A 25,786-nucleotide genomic window follows, 5' to 3' on the forward strand; every position below is an offset into this window, starting at 1 on the left:
ATTATATCAAAAAAGCCCGCTAAAGACTAGCGGGACTTGATGCTTTTTGAGCTTGAAATAAGAGGATCTATCATTAGAGTTTTAGTGCTAACATATTGACTGTCATCCCTGCTGCAGTTCCCATCAAGAAGATGGTATCTCCCTCCTTCACATAGCCGTGATCAAGCGCATAGGCTAAACCAAAAGGCACGGCTACCGAAACCATATTGCCATAATCGCTGACAATATTGAGATATTTATCTTTGCCAACTCCCAATTTGTCCATGACGAGTGGCAAGGCCCGGCTAGCTTGATGGGGAATAATATAATCTACAGCATCTTTAGAAATGCCTGATTTCTCTTGGAATTCTTGGAACATTTCTGGAATAACACGAGCAGAAAGTAAGAGAATTTTCTTCCCTTTCATGTCAAACATGAAATCAGTCTTGGTTGATTCAGAGTACAATTTCGGATGATAAGCTGTCAAACCACCCCGAATTTCAGTATCATGTGCTCCCTCAGACCAGGTACGTTGCATGCTAGCAATGATTCCTTTGTCTTGGCTTGTTGCTTCAAAAATAAAGGCAGCTGCTCCATCGCTAAATAATTCAAAACTCTCTTTTTGTTTAGGATTAAGACCAAGACTTCCTACTTCACTTGAAACAATGAGGACACGCTTGTACTCACCACCTTCAATCAGATAGGAAATGGTGCTTAAGGCTGATACAAAACTAGTACAGGTGGTATTGATATCCATGGCTGGAATTGTCAGTCCCTTGGCCACGCGCTCATGGATCAAAGCAGCCGTACAAGGAATAGGTTGAACGCCAACCGCACTAGCCGAAACCAGGCAGTCGATATCTGTCATTTCAAGTCCCGCATGTTTTAAAGCAGCTTCAATCGCACGCGCTGCAAGATCAATCTGTGTTTCTTCTCCTTCTTTCACCCGGTAACGAGTCTGGTCTTTGAAGGTCACTGTATGAGCTGGAAGCGCTGTTCCATAGCCTTTGATTTGTAGATGTCTTTTTACTGTAGTCATAGGATTCTCTTTTTATTGAAGTCGTTGAACACGTTTTAATTTACGTGTTGGGTCCCATTGGTAATCGATAAATTGAATACTTGGGAGGATGAATTGTTTTTGTTGAGCCAAGAGTTCAAATTGGGCAAAGATCGCTTTCTCAATAAAGTCGGAACGATGACTCAAGGCGATGGTAATAGATCCATCTGTCAGCTGAGTCACTTGATAGTCCTGAATATTTTCAACGAATAAAATGCACCGGCGAATAAAATCTGGATAGATGGTTTGGCTGTTTCCATCAACTTTTTTGAAATAGAAGATATCGTCCGATCGTCCTTCGATTTTCGAGATTTGAGTAAAAACGGATCCACAAGGACAGGGAGACTTTTCTTCCACCAAAATATCATTGAGGCGGTAGCGATAGATAGGTTGACTGGTTCGTTTGAAATCCGTAATAATCGGATAAAAGCGGCTATCATCAAGATACTCTTTTTCGACAGACAAAATATCTTCGTTGAGATGTAGATTGCCTTCTGAACAGGTACAAGCTAAAAATCCCTCTGTCGCTTGATAGACCTGATCAACCTTGTCTAGTTGAAAAGCTTTGGCGATGGTCTGTGCATCTCGATCTTCTAGGATCTCTGCGACAGAAACAACCTTGACAGGTTGAATCGCAAGTTGCTGATTGCTGACATAGTTGGCTAACTCAATCAAGGTTGAAGCTGGTGCGACCACAATGGTTGGTTGATAGTCTTTGAGACGCTCTAAATGCTCCTTGCTATCCTTGAAAATATCAAAATATTCCAAGCGAATAAGGCCTGAATTAATGGTTTGATAAAGTTCATTGTCCGCTCGTAAGAAAAAGGCAATGCGATGACCAAACAGTTTTCCTTTCGGTAGCATCTTGGCTAAGATCGCTGCAGCCCACATGCTTCTTTCTTTTTCTGTGGTGACAAAAACTCCTCGGTGGCCTGAAGTCCCAGAAGACAAGCCTACTGCTACTTCTCCATTCATCTCAGTAAAATCTCGCGTCTGTTCTCCGCGAATCGCCATTTCTAAAGCCTGATCTCGATCCACCCCTAGGGTATTGAGTTCATTGAAATGTGTCATCATAAACGATTTATCCATCGTTCCAAAGGATTCGGGAGAATGGGTTTGAAAATAGGGAGATTGAGAAGTGATAAATGCATGGTAGCGTGCCAATTGCTTATCTTGGTATCGCTTCAAGGCCTCTTTTGAACGGAATCGGTGGCACCATCTGGTTTCAATAAAGGTTTTCAGAAAGACTGTTTTTTTCATTTAAAATCCTTTCAATCCGATCTTGCGGGTCGTGGCTGACAACAACTTGAATACCATCTTGCAAGAGTGTCTCCAGAAAATCAGCTCCTTTTAAATAAGCCTTCTTATCATCCTGAACCAAGGAAGGGATCAGTCGCATTTGCCGTGTGTAAGGCAAGAGGTCCACTCCCCAAGAAAGATCTGCTCCAATAAAGAGCTTGAGCTCATCCAGATAAAGACAGCCTTGCCCTCTCGCATGCCCATCGATGGACGAAACAAGAATGCTCCCATCCCCAAAAAGATCCGCAGTCGGGCGGTAAGGGAAAGCTGGATGCCTTTGATTTGCTTTGAGACAAGTCACCCGATCCTTGAAGTCAGCTGGCAAAAACTCTTTAAAAATCAGATCTTTAAACTTCGGTTTTTGGTACACCTCATAGACTTCCTGGGTGACAAAGAAATGAGCATTTGGGAAAAGGGCTGCTCCGCCGAGATGATCAGGGTGCAGATGCGAAAGAATCACATAGGAAATGGATGCCGGGTCAATCCCACGCTCATGCAATAAATAATCGATCTGGTCTTCTTTTTTCATCTGCATTGGGGTGGCTAGACGGTACCAGAAATACCGAGCTTTTTTCTTAATCTCGTAGTGATAGCCGGTATCGTACAAAATATAACCTTTTTCACGGTGCTGAATCAAAAAGACACCTGCAGGAAATTGCATTTTTTCATTTGGAATTCCTTTAAATAAGAGACCAGAATGACTGCTACAATAGCCTGCTGGAAAATAATCAATGCGCTTGATCATGTTGGACATAGTTGTCAATCCCTTCTTCAATAGTCATTTTTGGATAGTAGCCAAGTTCGGTTTGGGCCTTTTGAATATCGAGGGTTTGGCTATATCGAAGGAGATAATAGGTATAGCGAGTCAATGGAGGTTCAGCTTTCAGATGGAATAAACGATATACCCCTTCAAGGCTATAGGCCGCACCTGCTACAAGACCTGCCGGAATTTTCCGATAGCGAATCGGTTCTCCCAATCCCTTTAATGTTGTTTCGATCAAATACTTAAAGGACTTTGGTTCCCCATTTGTAATATTATAAACTTGTCCGTGAGCTTCTTTTGCTTCCAGAGCCAAGCGAATGGCTAGGGCAACATTTTCCACGCAGGTCATATCCATGAGCTGCTCTCCTCCTCGAATCAAAGGAATTCCAATTTTTCGACTGAGGCGTAAGACACGAGGCAAAATACTGGTATCCCCCACACCAAATAATCCTCTAGGACGCAAGATGATACTTGGCACATCCGGATAGTCAGAAAAAAGTTTTTCAGACACCAATTTGCTTCGGATATAATTGTTGAGGTGATTTTCTTTTGGAGCATCACTTTCCATGATGTTTAATTGATCTTTTCCAGCCGCGTAAATACTAGGAGAAGATACGTAAACCAAGCGTTTTACCGCATATTCACGGCACAATTCAAGGACATTTTGAGTGCCAACTACATTCGCCTGATAGAAGGCCTTCCAAGGTCCCCAGGCAGTGGATAAAGCTCCTGCATGAACTACAGCATCAACAGACTGAAAGGCTTGTCTTAATTCCTCAATAGAGCTCAAATCCCCTTTGATAAATTGGACGCGCTCACCTTCCAGAGCCTTCCCATTTTTTTCGTTTCGGCCAAAAGCTACAATGGAATAGTCGTGATCTAATAACTCTTCGATCACGTATTTTCCAAGGAAGCCAGTCGCACCTGTTACAAGAATTTTCATAGTTTTCCATCCGTTCCACGTCTTAATAACCGTTGAATCTCAAACTCCAAGGTGTCCAACGGCTTGTAGGTTTTTGAAAGTTTGTTTAGTCTCTCTAACTTTTCCCAAGATTCTTTTTCTAATAGGGCATTGAAACCTGCTTGAATCTCTTCGGTGCGATTGCGATGAGCTTGAAAAGCAATTCCTGCTTCTACTCCTCGAATCGCATAGTCAAATTGGTCATAATCATGTGGCAAGATCAAGGCAGGTTTTTTAAATTCGATACATTGATAAAAGATTCCAGCTCCTCCATGGTGAATGACATAGTCCATCTGCGGAATATATTCTTTGTAGGGCAGATAAGAGACGACCGTCACATTTGGCGCTACTTCTTCTTCAGAGAAGTCTTTTGCCCCATCTCCTAAGGTGACAAAAAAGTGGCATTCTGGATGCTCTTTGGCCAACTGCTTGGTTTGTTCTAGCAAATTCTCTTTTGCCCAAGGCAACTGGGTTCCACATGTCACGAGTACCTTCGTCTTGTCTTCGTAAGGACTGAGATCTAAAGGATAATCTTCAGCTTTTTCAAGAGAAGTCCCCAAAGGGCCAAGCCAGGCATATTGATGAGGGAAATGTTTCTTCAACTCTAGCTCCATCATACCAATTCCAAAGATGGCATAAGGAGAGTAGATGGTCTCCACTCCATTTTGATTGTACAACTTGAAATTGTAACGTTTTAAGCGTTTGCGTAAGAGGAAGGCGCCACAGTATTTTCCAATGCGTGTGAGTTTACGGCATAGTGCTTGGATCTTCTCTTCCTTCTTTGTGCGCGCGACTCCCATCCCTCCGAAGAAGCAAGGAGGACCATAAGGAGTTTCGATTGCAAATTGTGTTGCCATGGTGGTAATCCAAGGAATTTCTAACTCTTCTGCCACAAAGCCTGCTGATAGAGTGATAAAGTCAGCAATGACAATATCTGGATGGTTGACACGCCACTCCTCTAGCAATTGATCCGATACATGATTAATCAAATCAAGACTCCTAGACAATTGCCGATAAGCTGAAAAGAGATTGTGTTTTTTATCGTTATTAGCCACACGTTCAAATTCTTCTACTTTGTCCTCTAGAATCGGAACGACCGTGAAGCCGAGACTTTCTGCGACGGCTTTTTTCTGAGGACCCGTGAAAACTCGGATTTCCATAGTTGGATCATCTAATAAGGGTTTAACGAGATTTAAAGTTGGGTACAGATGCCCACTCAAGGGAACAGCTACCACATCGATTTTAATTTTTTTCATTTTTTCCTGCCTTATATCTTTTTTAGATCTAAAACTAGCTTCTATCTATTAATTCGTAAAATAAATCAAAAATTGAAGAAAAAATAAAATTTTTTTTTAAAATTTTTAAAAATTTTCAATGTTGCCTTTACTATCACTATTTAGAAAGAATGATTTCAACCTAAAAAAAGCTCCCAAATGCCAAAGAGAGTGAGTCTCTCACACATTTGAAGAGTTTTCTATTTTTACGATTTGCGAGCTTAGTTATTTTCTAAATAAAATTCGAACCGCTCGCCGACATACTGACTTTTTACATACTCAAAAGCCGTCCCATCTTCAAAATAGGAAACCTGTGTCAGACCTAAAATAGCCTGCCCTTTTGAAATCTGTAAGTACTCCGCAATCTTATCCTTGGCCAATCGCGCATAGATGGTCTGGTGCGACTTTCCAATCTTATAGCCATGACGCTCCAAGGTTTGGAAGAAATGGCTGGTAACCTCTTCACGATTGAAATTCTTAATAAATTTCTCTGGAATAGAGGCCACTTCATAAACAACAGGGATCCCATCGGCATACCGGACCCGCTCCATCCGAATGATGGTCTCAGTCTTATCAATGCCCAATTTGTCCACTTCTTGGAGGCTAGGAATGGTTTTCCGGTATGAAATCACTTGGCTAGAAGGTTCCTTGCCTTGCGATTTCATAATTTCTGTAAAACTGGTTGTCCCCCGCATTTTTTCTTGGACGCGCGTGCTGGTGATAAAGGTGCCGCTTCCTACTCGTCTTTCAAGCACTCCTTCTTCAACCAGAAGGGTAATAGCCTGCCTAAGCGTCATCCGACTCACCTGAAATTTCTCAGCTAGATCGCGTTCGCTGGGAAGACGCTCCCCGATTTTCCATATTTTTTGATCAATCTCAGACTTAATCTGATCATGAATTTGAATGTAAGCTGGAATCATAACCTTGCTCTTTCTCTGTGTTATCTCTATTGTAGCGTAAAATTCTTAATTCTTCAATCAGAGATTGGTAAAGACAAGGCTTTTGTGTTAGAATAGAGGAAAGTAAATTTCTTTAAGAAGGGGATAAGATGACAAACCTATCAACTGATTTGCATGATGTTGAAAAAATCATCGTGCTTGACTACGGTAGCCAATACAATCAGCTTATTTCACGTCGGATTCGTGAAATTGGAGTCTTCTCAGAGTTGAAGAGCCACAAGATTTCTGCTGATGAAGTTCGTGCAATCAATCCAGTTGGGATCGTTCTTTCAGGTGGACCAAACTCTGTATACGAGGAAGGTTCTTTTGATATCGATCCTGAAATTTTTGAACTCGGTATTCCAATCCTTGGAATCTGTTACGGGATGCAATTGTTAACCCATAAATTGGGTGGGAAGGTCGTTCCTGCAGGTGATGCTGGTAACCGCGAATATGGTCAATCTGAACTGAATTTGACAGAATCTTCTGCTCTTTTTGCCGGCACACCAGACAAACAATTGGTCTTGATGAGCCACGGGGATGCTGTTACAGAAATTCCGGCTGACTTTATCCGCACTGGTACTTCTGCTGACTGTCCATTTGCATCGATTGAAAATCCAGACAAGAAAATCTACGGAATCCAATTCCACCCTGAGGTTCGTCACTCTGTTCACGGTTATGACATCTTGCGTAACTTTGCCTTGAACATCTGTGGGGCTAAAGGTGACTGGACCATGGACAACTTCATTGACATGCAGATCAAAAAAATCCGTGAAACCGTCGGAGACAAACGTGTCCTTCTTGGTCTTTCAGGTGGTGTTGACTCTTCCGTTGTTGGGGTTCTCCTTCAAAAAGCCATCGGCGATCAATTGATCTGTATCTTTGTAGACCACGGTCTTCTTCGTAAAGGCGAAGCTGATCAAGTGATGGATATGCTTGGTGGTAAGTTTGGTTTGAACATCGTTAAAGCAGATGCTGCAAAACGTTTCCTTGATAAGTTAGCTGGTGTATCTGATCCTGAGAAAAAACGGAAGATCATCGGTAACGAGTTTGTTTATGTCTTTGATGACGAAGCAAGTAAGCTCAAAGATGTGAAATTCTTGGCACAAGGAACTCTCTACACTGACGTGATCGAGTCTGGTACGGATACTGCTCAAACCATCAAGTCTCACCACAATGTGGGTGGACTTCCAGAAGATATGCAGTTTGAACTGATCGAGCCACTGAACACTCTTTATAAAGATGAAGTTCGTGCGCTTGGTACTGAGCTTGGTATGCCAGACCACATCGTATGGCGCCAACCATTCCCAGGCCCAGGTCTTGCCATCCGTGTTATGGGAGAAATCACTGAAGAAAAACTTGAAACAGTTCGTGAATCAGACGCTATCCTCCGTGAAGAAATCGCCAAAGCTGGTCTTGACCGTGATATCTGGCAATACTTCACAGTCAACACTGGCGTTCGTTCAGTAGGGGTTATGGGAGATGGCCGTACTTACGACTACACAATCGCCATCCGCGCTATCACTTCTATCGATGGAATGACAGCAGACTTTGCGAAGATTCCATGGGAAGTACTCCAAAAAATTTCAGTCCGTATCGTAAACGAAGTTGACCACGTCAACCGCATCGTCTATGATATCACAAGTAAACCACCTGCAACTGTAGAGTGGGAGTAAAAAAAGGTCCAGTGGACCTTTTTTTATGACCTTAACATAAAATTTCTAATTAAGTATAAGAATAGGAAACCACACACAAAAAGCACTCTGACTTATTGTCAGGAGTGCTTTCGTGCTATTTTTAGCCAACTAAACCACTAAAGAATTTGACAATGGCATTCCAGATGGCTCCGAAGAAGCCGGCAATGGCATTCCACGCATTTGTGAAGAAGTTCCCACTGTCTTTTAGAATAGCATTGGTATCAAAATTGAGATTGATATTGTTAAAGGTGTCGCCTGCTTTATCTACGATACTATCTTTCAGATCCGACAAGGTCTTCGTAAAGCTTTTGCTACTGATGACACTACTCTTTGAGAGGTTGACTGCGAAATTCACGATCAAATTGATCTGGTTGCCTGTCACAGTTGTATCCAGCTTATAATTTTTCAGGGTTTCTTCGACGATCTTTCGAATATCATCCTTGCTTAAATCCTGATTGTTCTGTTTAGCATTGGCTACTGCTGTTTTAATGTCGGTCAATGCTACGTTTAACTTATCCGCATCAAAGTTTTTCTTACCAGCGTTTTCTTCATTGATCCCGGATAGAGTCTTTAACTCTTCTTGGGCCAGATCTTTGCTTTCTTGAGAAACTTTGGCACCATTTTTCTCAAGCGAGTAATAGATCCCAGCTAAAGCACTTTCTCCAGTCACTTGTATAGGTGAAGCTACTGTAATTTGAGCATGCTCCAATCCAAGTGTAACGGCTGCATTACGATACATATCTGCAGTGACCTTGGTGATATTTTGAGGTGTCACGATATTCACTTCTAGTGGCTTATTTTTGCCTAATTTTTGAATTTTAACAGAGGAATAAAGTTCCAAACTATCATCGTTCGCAACGTTTATAATTGAAGAATAAACCTCTGGTGTCATGGTCTTCCACTCTTCTTTATCTTTTGAACTATCGTAGTTCAAGAGACTCAAGGTTTGTTCGATTTGACTTTGGTCCAGCGAATAGCCCAAAACATAGTCTGGTTTGACATAGGTTTCATCGATGACTTTCTGCACATTGCTATCTGCAGAAACACGTGGGACAGCTGTAAACAAAGCCAAAGTCGTCGTTACAAACAATGCAATCTTCTTTAATTTCATCTTTTTCTTCTTTCTAATTCAAATTACCTCTGGGTATCTCATATTACCTTTCTCACCTCACTAGAGATGAAAAAAGAAGTAAATAAAGAGTTTACCCACTTCGATTTTCATTATACAGTTGATTTCTTAAAACTAGCTTACAGTTTTTTTAAGAATGCATGACATTTTTATTATCCCTCAAAATCGGAGGCAGAACTGATCAGCTTAAAAAAGAGCCAATCGGCTCTCTGGAAAATGATTAAAACCATGAAAATAACTTCATAATCGTCATATTGGTTTCTACTAAACGAGAATAATAAATGTTCCCCCCATTAATGTAGAGTTCCATCCCGTTTAAAAGAGAGATAGGGTGGAGGTAAAGATAAGTTTCACCGGTTACATTGCCAAGACTTGGCGCTACTACATCCCGTGAATAAGCTCGGGCCAACTCTAGGGAATTTGTCCCACCGTGTTTTGCGACGTAATCGATGTAGTCTTTCCCAAAATTATAGGCTTGAACCGCAGTCCAGCTATCAACGCCTTTTTTCTTGGCTTCTTTTAACTCATCTGAAAGAGTTTGAATTCCTTGGCGAATGCTGGCCTTATTATCACTAATAGTATTGGTCTCACCACTTGCACTCTCACTCGCCTGCATGACATCGTCTTCACGGCCTTTGGTCTCAGTATAGATCATAGCAAGAATGAGGTTTTCATTGGCCGTGGTGTCCTCTTCAGCAAGGACTTCTCTAACCAGGGAGCGGTACTGCATGACTTGTTTGACGTCATGATGGATCTGAATTCCCTTGTAGATTCCAAATATTAGTAAGATGAATAAGAAGATCTTCACTATACGTTTAATCATTATTTACTCTGTATATCCTCAATATTTTTGATCAAAATAGAATAGGTTCCGTTCTCGTTTAGAATAAATTCAACAGATTCTGCATCTTCATAGACATTATTCGGAACGATCAGTTCAATTCCATTTGACAATGACAATTTCTGATTTTCGAACTTCTTCAACTGGCGACTTGCATCAATCTCTTCAAAGGTGACAGGCTCTGGTACAGCTTCTTTAACTTGGTCAATAAAACTAAGGCGAGCTGTCAGATTGTCGTCGAAGAGATCATCCGCTAATTTCTCAGGAGAGAGTTTATTTTCTTCCTCAATATGATTAAAAATAGCTGATTTAACCTTTGATTGAAATTGAAAATCATCTGTGTTAAAGCTTTCCGCAATCTTCTGGGCTGTTTTTTCTAGTGCCTTGATCGATTTTTTAGGAGAGATCTTGGGTTGCGCCTGCAACAGATTCTCAGAAAAATAGTTCAAGAAAGTCCCATTGTACTTGATTCGTTTTTCAATCAAGTGGTATTTGCGGCTTTGAAGATTGATGACCAAAGCTTCATCTGCACCAGTCCCAAAACCAGGTAGATTATTTTGCGTCAACTTAATCGGATTGTCCACTTCACCACCAAGATGCGTCAGGGTTTCCCGTAAGGCAATCCGAAGAAAGGCAAAATGGTCCACCCCTTCTTTTGAAAACTCAACAAAAACCAAATCGTTGGTTTTTTGATTCTCAGAGACGACAAATTCTTCCTTCCAGCGATTCGCTACTACGACCGAAGTTTCTAATAGGTCATCTGAGATCATCTCAAGAAAAGGATTGTCCTCTTCGAAAATACCAGTCTTGGCTTCATCCGAGTAGACCCGTTCAATCTTCTTACGCAAGTATTCCTCGATTTTAGGTGTGATATTGAGAAATTTATCTGCCAGATAGAGATCGGTATCACCTGGGCTAAATTGATGAATGATGGCTTTTTTTACGTAAATATCCATAGGATGGTTTAGTCCTCGTAAAGTGGAAAGGCGTCTGTCAAGGCTTTAACTTGGCTACGCACTTTGTCTAATACTTCTTGATTGTCCGCATTCTTCAGCGCTTTGATCATCAGTTCAGCAACGGTGCGACTTTCTTTTTCACCAAAACCACGAGCGGTGATGGCAGCTGCACCAATCCGAATCCCACTGGTCTTAAATGGAGACAAGGTTTCATAAGGAATAGAGTTCTTGTTGAGGGTGATATTGACTTCATCCAACAAGTTTTGCGCCACTTTCCCATTTTCAACGACTTTAGTGACGTCGACAAGGAAAAGGTGGTTCTCTGTTCCGCCTGAAATGACACGGAAATCAGGATCTTGCAAGAAGACATCAGCCATGGCCTGACTGTTCTTAATCACGTTAGCTGCATACTCTTTAAAGGCAGGATCCAACGCTTCTTTGAAAGCGACAGCTTTGGCTGCAACGACATGCTCCAACGGTCCTCCTTGAATACCAGGGAAAATAGCAGAGTTAATTTTCTTAGCTAACTCCTCATCATTAGTCAAGATCAGGCCTCCACGAGGGCCACGAAGGGTCTTGTGAGTAGTCGTAGTCGTGATATGGGCATAAGGAACTGGACTTGGATGGAGACCCGCTGCCACGAGACCAGCAATATGGGCCATGTCAACCATGAGCTTTGCTCCTACTGCATCCGCAATCTCACGGAATTTAGAGAAATCAATGATATGAGAGTAGGCTGAGGCACCAGCGACGATGAGTTTTGGCTTCACTTCTTGGGCTTGTTTTAGGATGGCATCAAAATCCAAGAGCTCTGTTTCAGGATCTACACTATAGGACACAAAGTTATAGGTTTGACCAGAGAAGCTCACAGAAGCTCCGTGCGTCAAATGCCCACCGGCAGCTAAATCCATCCCCATGACAGTATCACCAGGCTCAATCAAGGCCATATAGGCAGCACAGTTTGCCTGACTTCCTGAATGTGGTTGAACGTTGGCAAATTTAGCACCAAAGATTTCTTTGGCCCGTTCAATCGCGAGACTTTCGACCACATCGACCACATCTGTCCCGCCATAGTAACGACGGCCAGGATAGCCTTCGGCATACTTATTTGTCAGAATAGACCCTTGAGCAGCCATCACTGCCTTAGAGACAACATTTTCAGAAGCAATCAACTCAATATTGTTTTGTTGACGCTCTTCCTCTTTAGCGATCGCATTCCATAGGTCTGCATCATAAGCTTTGTAATCTTCTTTATCAAAAATCATCGGTCTACTCCTTTATAAAAAATTATTTATGTACATTATCACTGAGGAAGTTCATCTTCCTCAAATGAAAGCTCGGGCACTTGTGCAAGAAAGTCAGCTTTCGTTATAGAACCTTGCCGCAAAATCCTGGCCTTGGAACCAGAGATATCCAAAATAGTTGAATCTTGTCCAGTCAAGAAGTCATCATCCTCTATACCAGGAACCACTTGATCAAACTCGCTTACAATAGCCTTATACTTTGTTCCACTTGCATGACCAGAGAGATTTGCGGAAGGACCAACTAAAGGGCCGTATTTACGAATTAAATCCAATGTCTTTGGGTGAGCCGGTATACGGAAACCAACTGTATCCAATCCTGAATGAATCCAGCCAGGTACCTTGTCATTCGCCTGAAGAATAATAGTGAGAGGCCCTGGTAAAAATGAATCAATCAGTTTTGTTAAATAGTTAGGTTGATTTTTCGAATAAAGTCGAATATCTTCGCCGCCGGCTACATTTAAATTCAGAGCCTTGTCTCTCGGTCTACGTTTTAATTCGTATATATAATCGACTGCCTCTTTATTCAAAGCTTTGGCGAAAATACCATAGACTGTCTCAGTTGGCAGAATAACCGCACGTCCTGCTTCTAATTCTTTCTCAATGTGATCCATTGTCTACTACTACCATTCTATCTTGTCCAAATTGGTCTTTCAGAACGCGAACGCGTTTGTTAGGAAACGCTTCTTGAAAGAGCTCTTTTACTTTGGCTCCTTGCTTATAACCAATTTCTAAATAAATCTTTCCGTCTGGTGTTAAAACATTTGGTGCCTGTTGGGCAATCTTTTCGTAGATGGCATATCCATCACGTTCCGCAAAAAGAGCTAAGTGAGGTTCAGAGGCTAAAACATTGGCTCCGACTTCTTCCACATCATCTCGAGAGATATAGGGAGGGTTGGACACAATCAGGTCATAAGGACCTTCTAGTTCGTCCAGTACATCTGACGACTTGAATTCAAGGACAGCTTCTAACTGCTTGGCATTTTCTTGAGCCAGGGCTAAAGCCTCTTCTGAGACATCGCTAGCTTGAACCTGCCAGGTAGGTCTAGCAAGGGCTAGGCTAATAGCAATGGCCCCACTACCTGTTCCGATATCCAGAACTCGTAAAGCTTTCTCATCGTTTTCTTCGAGAATAAGAGCGACCAATTCTTCCGTTTCAGGGCGTGGAATCAGCACGCGCTCATCCACTGTAAAAATATGGCCACAAAATTCTGCGCTGCCAATAATATATTGGGCAGGAATGTGATGTTTCAACTGCTCAAAGATGGATTCAAGCAAAGCCTGGTCCTCTACTTCCACTTCTTTTTGCAAGGCAAGGACAAAGTCTGTAAAGGTCCAGTTTTTTAAAGCACGATACGCGAAGGAGAGGCTTTCTGCTTCCTCTCCAACGGCTATTAATTCTTCTTCATACTGGGCTAATAATGGTCCCAACAACATTATTTGTTCAACTCTTCTAGTTTTTGTGTTTGATCATACAAGACCAAAGCATCGACCACTTCGTCCAGTTTACCAGATAAGATGGTGTCCAATTTTTGAAGGGTCAAGCCGATCCGGTGATCGGTCACACGGTTTTGAGGGAAGTTGTAAGTCCGGATCCGCTCTGAACGGTCACCAGTCCCGATAGTAGACTTCCGCTCAGCGTCTTGCTCGTCTTGGGCAATCTGAGCAAAGTGGTCAGCCACACGCGCACGGATGATCTTCATGGCTTTTTCGCGGTTCTTCTGTTGCGTCCGTTCTTCTTGCATCTCGACCTTGATATTGGTTGGCAAGTGAACGATACGAACGGCTGTAGCGACCTTATTGACGTTCTGTCCACCCGCACCAGAAGCGTGGTAGATGTCAATCCGAAGGTCTTTTGGATCAATGTCGTACTCAACTTCTTCAATTTCTGGCATGACCAGAACGGTTGCTGTAGAGGTATGGACACGACCTTGGCTTTCAGTCACAGGGACCCGTTGTACCCGGTGGGCACCAGATTCATACTTGAGTTTCGAGTAGACTGATTGACCAGAAACCATGGCCACTACTTCTTTGATCCCACCAACGCCATTGTAGGAAGCTTCCATGACCTCAAAGCGCCAACCTTGGCTTTCCGCGTATTTTTGGTACATCTGCAAGAGGTCACCAGCAAACAACTGTGCTTCGTCTCCTCCTGCTGCCCCACGAATTTCCAAGATAATGTTCTTGTCATCGTTTGGATCTTTTGGAAGAAGTAAAATCTTCAGTTTTTCTTCGTACTCTTCTTTTTCAGCCTTGGCATCTTTCAGCTCTTGCTTGGCCATTTCTTCCAAATCTGCATCGCCACCTGCTTCCTTGATCATTTCTTCAGCATCGACGATATTTTGAAGGACTTGCTTGTACTCACGGTAAGCTGTCACCGTGTCACGAGTGGAAGCCTCTTCTTTTGAAAGCTCCATAAAGCGTTTGGTATCAGAGACCACATCTGGGTCACTCAATAACTCCCCTAACTCTTCATAACGGTCTTCTACAGCTTGTAGTTGATCATAGATATTCATGTTTGCTCCTTAATTCTAGGTTGTTAGATCATAGATTGCTACAATTTCGTCTTCTATGACTTGGCCAGTTTCTTTAAATCCATAATGGAGATAGCAAGATCTCGCTTGATTATTTTCCGGTTCATAAGATAACCAAAGACTTGTTGCTTTTCCAGCTGGCTCTGTTCGAACAAAGTCAATGACTGCATCCATAGTCGGTTTAAAATAGCCTAAACCTTGAAATCGTTTATCGATCATAAAACGAAATAACAAGTAGTCCCCCTTACTGATCCCAATTTTCCGGTCATAGGCAATCATAACAAAACCAACTAATACTTCCTTATCATAAACTGCTAAGGGAGCTATAAAATCACCATTTTTATCATATACATAGGCTTCAGCTAAACTAACGGAATTGGATGCAATAAAATTCCTTTGGTTTGGATGAACTTCTAGATTTAAAACGTCAAAATAATTTTCTATTGTAATATCTTTTAAACAAATAGACATTATTAACCTCTCTAAAACGTTCTAGACGCTTTCAGTTAGTATGTCCGGATTAAAATAATGCTTGCGGCAAACCGAGATATAGGTCTCGTGTCCACCAATCTGGATCTGCTCTCCGTCGTAGACAGGTTTGCCCGCTTGGGTGCGCAAGACCATGGTCGCCTTTCGGGAACAGTATTGGCAAATGGTTTTGATTTCCTCGATCTTGTCCGCTAACAAGAGGAGGTGTTTAGAACCTTCAAAGAGTTCATTTCGAAAATCATTTTTGAGGCCAAAAGCCATCACCGGCACATCCAGTTCATCCACGACTCTTGCCAGATCATAGACATGGTGGCGTTTCAAAAACTGAGCTTCATCGATTAAGACACAGTAAGGTTTGATTGCTTGGTTTTTAATAAAGCCAAAGATATCGGTTTCGTCTTCGATCGCAACGGCTTCCCGTTTCATACCAATCCGGCTAGAAACCACTCCAAATCCATCGCGCGTATCGATTGCTGAGGTCATGATAACGACGCTTTTGCCTTGCTCTTCATAATTATGGGCCACCTTCAAAATCTCAATGGTTTTACCTGAGTTCATGGTCCCATATTTATAATATAATTGTGCCATTTTCCTTCTGTTCTCTCTAAAATGTGTTTCATTATCATTTTACCATAATTTTGCTGACCTTTGTATCCCAAAATGTGATAAAATAGTCCTATAAAAAATTTAGGAGGTGGCCCTATGCCATTTGTACGAATTGATCTATTTGAAGGACGCACTTTGGAACAAAAGAAAGCCCTCGCCAAAGAAGTAACGGAGGCTGTTGTCCGCAATACTGGTGCTCCTCAGTCAGCTGTTCACGTTATCATTAATGATATGCCTGAAGGAACCTACTTCCCTCAAGGTGAAATGCGCACCAAATAATATTTCCACTAAAAAAGCCTTTCTTGCTTGTGATAACACATAGCAGGAAAGGGTTTTTCTTATTTTTCTTGTGCTTGACGTTCTGCTTTACGTTCTTCGAATTCTTCATCACTCATCAGAGTTCCACCGACATTAGCTGATTTAGTAAAAGCAGTGTAACGGCGCAACCATCCACTTGAAATCTTAGATTTGAAAGGTTTCAAGTGTTTACGGCGTTCTTCAAGCGTTGCATCATCGACAAGCAAATCAAGGGTACGATTTGGAAGGTCAATCACGATGTCATCCCCATCTTCAATTAAGGCGATATTTCCACCTTCTGCTGCTTCTGGAGAAACGTGACCAATCGCAATCCCACGAGTAGCTCCTGAGAAACGACCATCCGTAATGAGAGCCACATCCTTACCAAGACCGCGTCCGACAATCTTAGAAGTTGGCGCCAACATTTCTGGCATACCAGGACCACCCTGAGGACCTTCGTAACGAATGACAACGACATGTCCCTTCTTGACTGTTCCATTGTCAATCAACTCAAGGGCTTGATCTTGTGAATCGCAACAAATAGCCTTACCGCGGAAAGTGGTCACAGACGGATCGACGCCACCGACCTTGATAACCGCTCCATCTTGAGCAATATTTCCGTAAAGGATAGACAAACCACCAACTGTTGAGATAGGATGCTCAATTGGATGGATAATTTCTTCATTTTTGATTTCCGCACCAGCTACGTTTTCTTTCAAGGTTTTACCAGTAACTGTGATACGATCACCCTTAATGGCTCCTTTTTTAATCAACTGATTGATAATGGCTGGAACACCACCAGCTTCGTGCACATCATGCATAGTGTAGACACTTGAAGGTGCAATTTTAGAGAGATAAGGTGTCCTCTTGGCAATTTCGTTGATATCTTTGAGATCATAGTCAATCCCAGCCTCTCGCGCAATCGCAAGCGTATGGAGAACAGTATTGGTTGAACCACCCATGGCCATATCAAGCGCAAAGGCATCATCGATGGCTTCTTTGGTCACAATATCCCGTGGGCGGATACCTTTTTTAATATTCTCTACCAATTGTTTGGCTGCTTGGCGAACTAATTCCCGGCGTTCATCTGAAACAGCTAGGATAGTACCATTTCCAGGAAGAGCAAGGCCTAATACTTCCATCAAACAGTTCATGGAATTGGCGGTAAACATACCAGAGCAAGAGCCACAAGTTGGGCAAGCATTTTTTTCCAGGAAATCTAGCTCATCCATGCTCATATCACCAGCCTGATAAGTCCCTACTGCTTCAAACAAACTGGAGAGAGTCGCTTGATGCCCCGTCATGTCAACGCCACCCTTCATAGGGCCACCAGAACAAAATACTGCTGGCACATTAGTACGCATGGCCGCCAAAATCATCCCTGGTGTAATCTTATCACAGTTAGGAATGTAGAAAACCCCGTCAAACCAGTGGGCATTGATGACCGTTTCAGCAGTATCAGCGATCAACTCGCGAGATGGCAAACTATAACGCATCCCGATATGGCCCATAGCGATTCCGTCATCGACACCGATGGTATTAAATTCAAAAGGAATCCCACCGGCCTCGCGAATAGCTTCCTTGGCAATATCTGCTAATTCACGTAAGTGAACATGCCCTGGAACGATATCGATATAGGAGTTACAAATTGCTATAAAGGGCTTTTGCATATCTTTTGCTGATTTTACTTGCCCTGTTGCATAGAGGAGACCACGCGCTGGTGCTCGGTCGATCCCCATTTTGATCATATCACTTCTCATCTTGTTCTCCTTCTAGTACTTCATTTCTACCTCCTAATCTTACCACTTTGGCATCAATTGTCAAGAACTTTCAGAAAATTTATACTATTTACGATACATAAAAAGCCTGGTCTCCCAGACTTTAGTTTAGTTTTTTTGCTTTTTTTCGATCTGCCAGAGCCGAAGTTGGTAGCAAATACCACTCACGACAAGGCTAGAAATAAGACCAATCCAATAGGCATAGGGACCAAGATTGGTCACATGATCAAGGAAAATCCCTAAAGGAATAGAAATACACCAATAGCTAAAAACTCCTAATAAGAAAGGAACGGTTGTATCCTTATAGCCCCGCAAAATCCCTTGAAGAGGTGCTGCAAAGGTATCAGCTACTTGGAAAAAGAGACTATAGGTCATAAAAATAGCAGTTTGCTGCACAAAGACTGGATCCTTGCCGTATAGCCCCGCCAATTGAAAGCGGAATGTATAAAGAAAGACCAGGGTGACAATGGCAAAGCCAAAGGCTGTCAGTCGTCCCAAACGGCAATATTGTTTGACCACTTCTGGTCTTCCTGCTCCCAGTTCGAAAGAAACGATAATCGCCATAGTACTGGAGATACTAACTGGGAAAGCATACATCAGGGTAGAAAAATTCATGGCCGATTGGTGGCTCGCAATGGTCAGTGATGGGAATTTTGCCATTAACAAACCAACCAGCGAGAAGATGATGACTTCTGCAAAAACAATTCCACCAATTGGAAGCCCAAGGCGCAGTACTTCTTTCATCCCTTTAAAATCATAAGGTTGAGGCTTCCACAATTGGAAAGGTGCTACCTTGGGGTGTTTGCACAAGATCAAAACCGCAATGGCCAACAAGACCCAGTAGGCCAGAGAGGTTCCAAGACCTGCTCCTGCTCCTCCCATCTCAGGAAAACCAAATGCTCCATAGATCAGGATATAGTTAAAACAAGCATTGAGAGGCAAAAGCAAGAGCATCAAGTACATGGATAGACGCGTCATGCCCAAGGTATCGAGGAAGGTCCGCACGATACTAAAGAGCAACAAAGGTAAGATTCCTAGAGAAAGGAAATATAAGTAGCGAATGGCTATTTGCGCAACAACGTTTTCTAAGCCGATCTGCTTGAGAATCATGGGTGCAATCCCCCAAACAAAGCCTATTAAGAGAATGGCCATACCAAATGACATATAGAGGAATTGGTAAAAATCGCCAGCAATACGTTCTTTATTTCCCTTTCCTAAATGATGCCCAACAATCGGTGTCAGCGCAGAGACAATCCCTGTCAGAAAAGTAAAAAATGGATTCCACAGACTGGTAGCTGTAGAAACACCAGCCAAATCAAGGGTCCGGTACTGACCGGTCATGGCTGTATCGACAAAGCTGGCTGAATAATTGGCCAATTGGTAGATTAAAATCGGCAAAAATAAACTCAAAAACAAGCGCAAGCGCTCTTTAAAGTGATAGGTTAAATACATGATTCTAACTCTCTTCTCATCAAATCAGATTTTCTCCTCTTCCACTCTACTATATGTTTCTTTAAAAGTCAAAAATACCGAAGATCCAAGGACCTCCGGTTCATGTGAGTTTAGTTTTTGTTGCGGTTTAAAATAGCATTGAGAACGATCGCCAAGACACTGGCAACGACAATTCCATTCGCAAAGAACATTTGGAATCCTGTTGGAAGACCATTGAAGAGGGTGCTGTTGTTCAAACCAACCCCTGCAGCAATCGATACAGCAGCGATCAAAAAATTGTGCTCATTGTGTTCAAAATCAACACGCGCAAGAATCTGCATCCCTTGAATCGATACAAAACCAAACATGACTAGCATCGCTCCCCCAAGAACTGGACTTGGGATGATTTGTGCCAAGGCTCCAAACTTAGGAAGGAGACCAAGAAGAACAAGGAAAGCAGCGGCATAGTAGATTGGCAAGCGAGTCTTGATACCAGACAATTTCACCAAGCCAACGTTTTGTGAGAATCCAGTGTAAGGGAAGGTGTTGAAGATACCACCGAGGAGAACGGCCAACCCTTCAGCACGATAACCATTGCGAAGGCGCGTGCTATTAATTGGATCTTTGGTAATATCAGAAAGAGCAAGATAAACACCTGTTGATTCGACCATAGAAACTGTCGCGATGATACACATCATGACGATTGAGGTGATTTCAAACTTAGGAGCTCCAAAGAAGAAAGGCGTTGGAACGTGAACGACTGGTGCTTGAGCCACAGGTGTGAAGTCTACCAAGCCTATAGAAGCCGCAATAGCAGTACCTACGATCAAACCAATCAAAATTGAAATGGATTTAATAAACCCAGTCGTATAGATATTAACAACTAAAATGATGAGAATGGTCACCACAGCCAAAATCAAGCTTTGAACGGTTGGTTTTGGCGCATTATTTCCCATATTTCCAATCGCTACTGGAATCAAAGTCAAACCAATGGTTGTAATAACAGATCCCGTTACAATAGATGGGAAGAGATTGGCAATCTTAGAGAAGAAACCAGAGACAAGGATGACATAAATCCCTGAGACAATCAAGGCACCAAACATGGCACCACTACCATGGCTAGCCCCGATCATGCTGAGAGGTGCCACAGACTGGAAGGCAACCCCAAGGACTACCGGAAGACCGATCCCAAAGTATTTATTGAGCTGCACTTGAAGGAAAGTTGCGACCCCACACATGAAGATATCTGTAGAGATGAGATAGGTTAGTTGATGAGCATTATAGCCCAAAGCTCCTGCGATCATGATCGGCACCAAAATAGATCCCGAATACATGGCCAAAAGGTGTTGCAAGCCTAGAATGGCCGCCTGTGAATGGCTTTCTTGTTTTTGCATTAGATGTCTGCCTCCTTAAATACAACCTGACCATTTTCAAAACGGTCCAAACGTGCGAGGGATACAACTGGATATCCCAACTCTTCTAACAATCCCCGTCCATCTTGGAAGGATTTTTCAATCACGATCCCAATCGCTTCGACTTGAGCACCAGCTTGTTCGATGATTTGAATCAAGCCTTTGGCTGCCTGACCATTTGCAAGGAAATCGTCAATGATTAAAACCTTATCTGATGGATCCAAGAATTTACCAGCAATTGAAACGGTGCTGGTCACTTGCTTGGTAAAGGAATAAACCTCAGCCGTCAAGATGCCCTCATTCATCGTGATGTTTTTCGCCTTCTTAGCAAAGATCATGGGAACATCCAAGGCTTCTGCTACATAAAGGGCTGGTGCAATTCCAGATGCTTCAATGGTTACGACTTTCGTCACGCCAGCATCTTTGAACCGATCCGCAAAAGTCTGACCAATTTCTTTCATCAATTTAAAATCCACTTGGTGGGTCAAAAAGGAGTCCACCTTGAGGATATTCTCACCTAAAACATTGCCATCTTTTAAGATGCGCTCTTCAAGTAATTTCATACTTCCTCCTACTTTTTTAAAAAATCCTCTACTTCATTCACAAAATACAAAAAGGCCTGCTAAGCAAGCCTTGAAATCTCTCTAGAAAGAGAAATAATCCCGACTTACTTATTGTTAGGTGTTCCGGCACCTTGTAGAAACATCACGCCCATTCGTGAAATAAATAAGTAATTCAATTAGTGTGCATCGCCATTCCAGATAGAATTCTTAACGATCACATAGTCAACATGTTTCAAATCTGCTAATTTTCGGCCTCCTGCATAAGAGATCGAACTTTGCAAATCTTGTTCCATTTCTGTCAAGGTATCTTGCAAATGACCCTTGGCAGGCAATAAAATCTTCTTACCTTCGACGTTTTTATAAGCACCTTTTTGGTACTCTGAAGCAGATCCATAGTACTCTTTGAAAGACTCTCCATCAATCTCTACTGTTTTACCAGGACTTTCAATATGTCCTGCAAAGAGAGAACCGATCATGACCATAGATGCCCCGAAACGAATCGATTTGGCAATATCACCATGAGTCCGAATACCACCATCCGCAATGATTGGCTTACGCGCTGCTTTTGAGCACCAGCGAAGAGCAGCCAATTGCCAACCACCTGTACCAAATCCAGTCTTCACTTTGGTGATACAAACCTTACCAGGGCCGATTCCGACCTTAGTCGCATCAGCTCCCGCATTTTCCAATTCACGAACAGCTTCAGGAGTTCCAACATTTCCAGCAATGACAAAGGTATCTGGTAATTCTTTCTTGATGTGTTGAATCATCCGAATGACACTATCCGCATGACCGTGTGCGATATCAATAGTGATGTACTCAGGCGCATCTGCCTTTAATTGACTCACAAAGTCGTATTCGTATTCCTTAACACCAACCGAAATGGAAGCGATCAAACCTTGATCATGCATGCGTTTGACAAAAGGAATCCGACCCGCTTCATCAAAACGGTGCATGATGTAGAAGTAACCACCACGCGCCAACTGCTCTGCGACATTCTCATCTAAAATCGTCTGCATATTAGCCGGAACGACTGGAAGCTTGAAGGTATGCTTTCCAAATTGGACGGTTGTATCTGCTTCTGACCGGCTATTGATGATACATTTGTTGGGAATCAACTGAATATCTTCATAGTCGAAAATAGGAAATTCATTTAACATAGATTGAAAAATCTCTTTTCTAAAAACTGACCTACCTATGCGCAAGCGCATCGCTACGTCTCTTGACGTTTCCTTGATAGATTATACCAAAGATACGGACCTAATGCAATGGGAATGATTTTATAGGAAATAACGTTCGGAAATTACAAGATAAAAACCTGTTTCAAAAAAGAAAACAGGTTTTATTTATGAACATTTTGGAGCCAATTGTTGACTTCTCTAGCTACAATTTCTGGCGCCTCTGTATACAGTTCGTGCCCCAAAGCATCTAGCAAAACTTGCTTGATCTGGGGATCTAGTTGCTTCAGAGCTTCTTTTCTCCATTCAGGTTCTTCTTGGTATCGAGGTCCAATAAAGAGGACAGGCAGGTCTGCCAGTGGAATTTGGTAAGCCTTGATCTGACGCCGTAGACGAAATAAGGCCATGACCTTTTCGAGATCCAGATTTAATTCATATTGTTCACTTGCTGGATTCCAGCGAAAGCTAGCCTCTACTGCTTTTCGCGCTATAGGAGTAGGATCTTCTCCATCACCAAGTTCTGATAACACGGCTTCTTCTAAAGTTGCAAAGACTTGTTGCTTCATGAAAGACGACGTGCCTTCTAGTTCTTCTTCAAGAGGCAGGATCTTTTCCATATCCAGATACCCCCCATCCAGGAGAATCAAAGCCTGAATCTGAGGAAACTCACTAGCCAGATAACGAGCCAAATCTCCACCTAAGGAATGACCCAATAAACAGATTTCTCCCACCTGGCCAACCCGACCTTGGAACCAATCACGAAGATCGTTTTCTGTCTGAATCATTTCCCTATAGGGATCTAGAAAGGTCACAGGAAAGCCTAGCTCATCCATTAGTGGAGCCAGATGGTAGCTATTACCACCTAGGCCACCGATAAAATAATACTGCATGTGTTTTGTCCTTTCTTTTTCATTCTATTTCATTGGTTAGCGCTACTCTCTCGCGTCTCCTTTATGGAGTTCCGTATTATAAACAATTTCTGCACCAGGGCTTCCTTTATCATCCTTTACGACTCCTATTAACTGACCATCTTCTACTAATAATTCAATATTTTCATCTGTACTACTTGCCTCTGTGAGTATAGCTCTCTTAGGCAAATGCTCCTCATTTGAAACGTCTACAGGTTTGCCATTTGAGTCCAGTAACTCAATGACTTCATTGCCACCTCCATCAAAATCAAGAACAATGTCTGAAATCAATCCATAACTTAATGGAATAAATTTCTTTATTTTATCTCCCAGAGTAGCTTTATTTCCATACTTGTCATAGATCGTCGGACGCACATAGGCATTTGAGAATGTTGACCCTTCTTCAGTAACGTAGATTGGGGAGAACTCAATCTTCTCAATCCCAGTATAGTGTTCTTTGATGTAGGTTCCGATTTGTTCTTCTAGCAAAAGAAAACCATGCTTATAGAGCTTTGTTGTTTTCGGTCCAAGATTCGGCTTCGTTAGTTTATTGTAGACAAAGTAACTACCGGATAGGATGAAAATTAAAATAGCAATGATCTTTACCCACTTTCTGCTCATCAGTCGCTCCTCCTTCTATCTACTTCAGTATAGCATATTTGGTTGGCTTTCCATCGCTATTCCTAACGAAACGGAATATAAAGATTTGAAATGTGGCGAAATTTTAAAGCATTTCACAGTCTCATGAAATACTTTTAAACTGTATTATTTTTATATGAATAGAAGACTAGTTCCTTCAGTTTTCTTGGTCTCTTCAATCCAATATTGCTCCTCTTTGGGGATCAAATGATCAAAACGTCCTGAAAAAAACTTCCATCCGTTTGGCACATATCTTTCGTAGTTTTTCATCCCCAGATGGTTTGAATAAAATTCTTCTTTATCAAAATCGATGAAAAGATCCGGAAGCAAGGCTTTTCCTTCCAGAATAATCTCTGAATTCAAGTTCTCCTCTTCCATTGAACGTTTGATCATTGAGATCAATTCTTCAACCGTCACCTTCAGCCAATCATCTTTATACATTTCTAAGTAGCTCTCAAGATTGCTTTTTGTAATCACATGAAGATTCTGCTGAATCTCAGGTAAATAGGAGAAATCAACATCCAGACCTGCTTCCTGGTATGCCTGAATATATTTATCGATATCCATTGTCCACATTTCGTTTGAACAAATATACCAGTTAAACTGATGATTTGCAATAACCCCAACAATATTTATTTCTGGTTTCTCTATCAATTGGTCTTTATTCACTAGTTTTTTCTCCCCTTCTCCTATCTACTTGTTCCGAACTGACAATAGGACTTACTTACCAAACATTATATATCTATGATACCGAATTATATTTTGACAAGCAAGTTAATGACCGAGTCGCTAACAAAAAAGCCAGCTAAAAGGGTTTAGCTGACTGATGTCATATCTAATAAATCTTTCTCTGCTCGATCATCTAGCAGAGAAAGCAAGTATCCCACATTCTCTTATATTCTATAAAACAAAAAAGCACTCTGCAAAAACAGAGTGCTATCGTCTTTAATACTTTATATTCCGTTCGACAAACTTGAAGTTGTTTACTTACAGTACTCCTCTATTTTGTAGCTATATTCTTTTAGAAGTCCCCGTGAATAAATTTTTTTATTTTTTGAATCTCTAACTTCATTCCAAAGGATAGCCGCAACTTTTAACTTGTTGGAGTAATGATTGCTAAATTCATCGGCACAAAAGTCTTTTAGAAATTGATTCCATTGGCAAGCTGAATTATCATACTTGGCGTAGTCTGACTCTCCATAGTATATTTTAATCATATCTTGGATTGTAAAATTTATGTTGTTGTCCCGTTTTACTTTTCTCCAAGCAGTTGCCATATCAGCATTAAACTTAAACGGATTAACACCTGTTACAGCTGAAAAATAATCACGAAATTTCTGATTAAAGGAAAACCCACATTCAAGTAATGATGTATTTAGGGTTATTATTTCGGTTTGATTTTTGTTTCTTTTCCTCAAAACTTTTTCTACTCTATTTCCCCTAAAATATTGTTCTATAATATGATTTAATTCTTTTTTTGTACATCTGTATTCTAATCCAAGGTACTTACAAATTTGTGAAAGCTCTTCTCGATACCAGTAGTATCTGTTAAATTCTTCAAATGATTTTATATCTCTAAAATCAGGTCTATGTTCTTCCAAATGCTCGCCTCTACAACTCCAAATTTATCTCATTATACCATAGATAATAAAAGTCATATCAATTTATACCCATGCCACATAAAGCTATAACAGAATATATTACAATCTTGTAATTACTGTATTTCTATTAAGCTTAACATTCTTTTAAAATAAAT

The 25,786-nt window shown here is 41.7% G+C and carries 26 protein-coding genes and 1 riboswitch; of the genes, 2 read left to right on the forward strand and 24 right to left on the reverse strand.

What is annotated here, in order from left to right:
- Positions 1–73 precede the first annotated feature (73 nt).
- The 6 genes from SM122_RS01850 to SM122_RS01875 all read right to left on the reverse strand — a co-directional run bounded on the left by SM122_RS01850 (position 74) and on the right by SM122_RS01875 (position 6,253).
- A complete protein-coding gene (locus tag SM122_RS01850; RefSeq protein WP_155169222.1) occupies positions 74–1,018 on the reverse strand; it encodes a 3-oxoacyl-[acyl-carrier-protein] synthase III C-terminal domain-containing protein in 945 nt (314 codons plus the stop codon).
- A gap of 12 nt (positions 1,019–1,030) precedes the next feature.
- Positions 1,031–2,296, reverse strand: coding sequence for a F390 synthetase-related protein (locus tag SM122_RS01855; RefSeq protein WP_155169220.1), 1,266 nt, complete (start codon positions 2,294–2,296; stop codon positions 1,031–1,033).
- Positions 2,262–3,089: an MBL fold metallo-hydrolase gene (locus SM122_RS01860; RefSeq protein WP_070674135.1), complete on the reverse strand. Its 828-nt coding sequence runs from the start codon at positions 3,087–3,089 to the stop codon at positions 2,262–2,264. Before SM122_RS01860 ends, SM122_RS01855 begins: the two co-directional genes overlap by 35 nt.
- The gene (locus SM122_RS01865; protein WP_070674132.1) at positions 3,064–4,041 is read right to left on the reverse strand and encodes an NAD-dependent epimerase/dehydratase family protein; all 978 of its coding nucleotides are present in this window, start codon (positions 4,039–4,041) and stop codon (positions 3,064–3,066) included. Before SM122_RS01865 ends, SM122_RS01860 begins: the two co-directional genes overlap by 26 nt.
- Positions 4,038–5,315 carry a glycosyltransferase gene (locus tag SM122_RS01870; RefSeq protein ID WP_155169218.1) on the reverse strand — a complete coding sequence of 426 codons (1,278 nt, stop codon included), beginning with the start codon at positions 5,313–5,315 and terminating at the stop codon, positions 4,038–4,040. The genes SM122_RS01865 and SM122_RS01870 overlap by 4 nt, the downstream gene beginning before the upstream one ends.
- Positions 5,316–5,554: 239 nt before the next feature.
- Positions 5,555–6,253 (reverse strand): GntR family transcriptional regulator, encoded by a 699-nt coding sequence (locus SM122_RS01875; protein WP_003007291.1) that lies wholly within the window; start codon positions 6,251–6,253, stop codon positions 5,555–5,557.
- A 128-nt stretch (positions 6,254–6,381) separates the two neighbouring features.
- On the opposite strand from SM122_RS01875, the gene guaA reads away from it, so the two are divergent.
- Positions 6,382–7,947 carry a glutamine-hydrolyzing GMP synthase gene (guaA, locus tag SM122_RS01880; RefSeq protein WP_023918114.1) on the forward strand — a complete coding sequence of 522 codons (1,566 nt, stop codon included), beginning with the start codon at positions 6,382–6,384 and terminating at the stop codon, positions 7,945–7,947.
- A gap of 121 nt (positions 7,948–8,068) precedes the next feature.
- On the opposite strand, the gene SM122_RS01885 is transcribed toward guaA, so the two are convergent.
- The 9 genes from SM122_RS01885 to SM122_RS01925 form a co-directional block, all read right to left on the reverse strand.
- Entirely contained in the window at positions 8,069–9,079 is a 1,011-nt protein-coding gene (locus SM122_RS01885) for a DUF1002 domain-containing protein (protein ID WP_070594580.1), read from the reverse strand.
- 238 nt (positions 9,080–9,317) lie between these two features.
- Positions 9,318–9,920 carry a lysozyme family protein gene (locus SM122_RS01890; RefSeq protein WP_003007284.1) on the reverse strand — a complete coding sequence of 201 codons (603 nt, stop codon included), beginning with the start codon at positions 9,918–9,920 and terminating at the stop codon, positions 9,318–9,320.
- Complete coding sequence (locus tag SM122_RS01895; protein WP_155169216.1) at positions 9,920–10,894, reverse strand: nucleoid-associated protein; 975 nt, start codon at positions 10,892–10,894, stop codon at positions 9,920–9,922. The genes SM122_RS01890 and SM122_RS01895 overlap by 1 nt, the downstream gene beginning before the upstream one ends.
- 8 nt (positions 10,895–10,902) lie before the next feature.
- Complete coding sequence (gene glyA / locus SM122_RS01900) at positions 10,903–12,159, reverse strand: serine hydroxymethyltransferase (protein WP_045759440.1); 1,257 nt, start codon at positions 12,157–12,159, stop codon at positions 10,903–10,905.
- Positions 12,160–12,197: 38 nt separating this feature from the next.
- Positions 12,198–12,809, reverse strand: coding sequence for an L-threonylcarbamoyladenylate synthase (locus tag SM122_RS01905; protein ID WP_125826366.1), 612 nt, complete (start codon positions 12,807–12,809; stop codon positions 12,198–12,200).
- Entirely contained in the window at positions 12,796–13,632 is an 837-nt protein-coding gene (gene prmC, locus SM122_RS01910) for a peptide chain release factor N(5)-glutamine methyltransferase (protein ID WP_155169214.1), read from the reverse strand. The genes SM122_RS01905 and prmC overlap by 14 nt, the downstream gene beginning before the upstream one ends.
- A complete protein-coding gene (gene prfA / locus SM122_RS01915) occupies positions 13,632–14,711 on the reverse strand; it encodes a peptide chain release factor 1 (protein ID WP_003007273.1) in 1,080 nt (359 codons plus the stop codon). The genes prmC and prfA overlap by 1 nt, the downstream gene beginning before the upstream one ends.
- 15 nt (positions 14,712–14,726) lie before the next feature.
- A complete protein-coding gene (locus SM122_RS01920; RefSeq protein ID WP_195327146.1) occupies positions 14,727–15,200 on the reverse strand; it encodes a GNAT family N-acetyltransferase in 474 nt (157 codons plus the stop codon).
- Positions 15,201–15,221: 21 nt separating this feature from the next.
- Positions 15,222–15,806: a thymidine kinase gene (locus SM122_RS01925; protein ID WP_195327145.1), complete on the reverse strand. Its 585-nt coding sequence runs from the start codon at positions 15,804–15,806 to the stop codon at positions 15,222–15,224.
- Between the two features lie 114 nt (positions 15,807–15,920).
- Between SM122_RS01925 and SM122_RS01930 the strand changes: the two genes are divergently transcribed.
- Entirely contained in the window at positions 15,921–16,103 is a 183-nt protein-coding gene (locus SM122_RS01930; RefSeq protein ID WP_001117401.1) for a 4-oxalocrotonate tautomerase, read from the forward strand.
- 59 nt (positions 16,104–16,162) lie between these two features.
- Here SM122_RS01930 and ilvD read toward each other — a convergent pair whose 3' ends face one another.
- From ilvD to SM122_RS01975, 9 genes are all read right to left on the reverse strand, one after another.
- Positions 16,163–17,881 carry a dihydroxy-acid dehydratase gene (ilvD, locus tag SM122_RS01935; RefSeq protein ID WP_195327144.1) on the reverse strand — a complete coding sequence of 573 codons (1,719 nt, stop codon included), beginning with the start codon at positions 17,879–17,881 and terminating at the stop codon, positions 16,163–16,165.
- Positions 17,882–18,007: 126 nt separating this feature from the next.
- Entirely contained in the window at positions 18,008–19,351 is a 1,344-nt protein-coding gene (locus tag SM122_RS01940; RefSeq protein WP_195327143.1) for an MATE family efflux transporter, read from the reverse strand.
- A gap of 110 nt (positions 19,352–19,461) precedes the next feature.
- Positions 19,462–20,724: a nucleobase:cation symporter-2 family protein gene (locus SM122_RS01945; RefSeq protein ID WP_195327142.1), complete on the reverse strand. Its 1,263-nt coding sequence runs from the start codon at positions 20,722–20,724 to the stop codon at positions 19,462–19,464.
- Positions 20,724–21,305, reverse strand: coding sequence for a xanthine phosphoribosyltransferase (locus SM122_RS01950; protein ID WP_003001484.1), 582 nt, complete (start codon positions 21,303–21,305; stop codon positions 20,724–20,726). The genes SM122_RS01945 and SM122_RS01950 overlap by 1 nt, the downstream gene beginning before the upstream one ends.
- A 91-nt stretch (positions 21,306–21,396) precedes the next feature.
- A riboswitch (purine riboswitch) is annotated at positions 21,397–21,492 on the reverse strand.
- Positions 21,482–22,465, reverse strand: coding sequence for a GMP reductase (gene guaC, locus SM122_RS01955; protein ID WP_021153179.1), 984 nt, complete (start codon positions 22,463–22,465; stop codon positions 21,482–21,484). It overlaps the preceding riboswitch by 11 nt.
- A 182-nt stretch (positions 22,466–22,647) precedes the next feature.
- Positions 22,648–23,373, reverse strand: a complete 726-nt coding sequence (locus tag SM122_RS01960) for an alpha/beta fold hydrolase (protein ID WP_195327141.1) — start codon at positions 23,371–23,373, stop codon at positions 22,648–22,650.
- A gap of 42 nt (positions 23,374–23,415) precedes the next feature.
- The gene (locus tag SM122_RS01965) at positions 23,416–24,012 is read right to left on the reverse strand and encodes a hypothetical protein (protein WP_023918094.1); all 597 of its coding nucleotides are present in this window, start codon (positions 24,010–24,012) and stop codon (positions 23,416–23,418) included.
- Positions 24,013–24,162: 150 nt separating this feature from the next.
- Complete coding sequence (locus SM122_RS01970) at positions 24,163–24,699, reverse strand: hypothetical protein (RefSeq protein WP_023918092.1); 537 nt, start codon at positions 24,697–24,699, stop codon at positions 24,163–24,165.
- Positions 24,700–25,013: 314 nt separating this feature from the next.
- Positions 25,014–25,631 (reverse strand): SAP domain-containing protein, encoded by a 618-nt coding sequence (locus SM122_RS01975; protein WP_023918090.1) that lies wholly within the window; start codon positions 25,629–25,631, stop codon positions 25,014–25,016.
- Positions 25,632–25,786 lie beyond the last annotated feature (155 nt).

Source organism: Streptococcus gingivalis, assembly GCF_035544715.1.
GTDB classification, from domain to species: Bacteria; Bacillota; Bacilli; order Lactobacillales; family Streptococcaceae; genus Streptococcus; species Streptococcus gingivalis.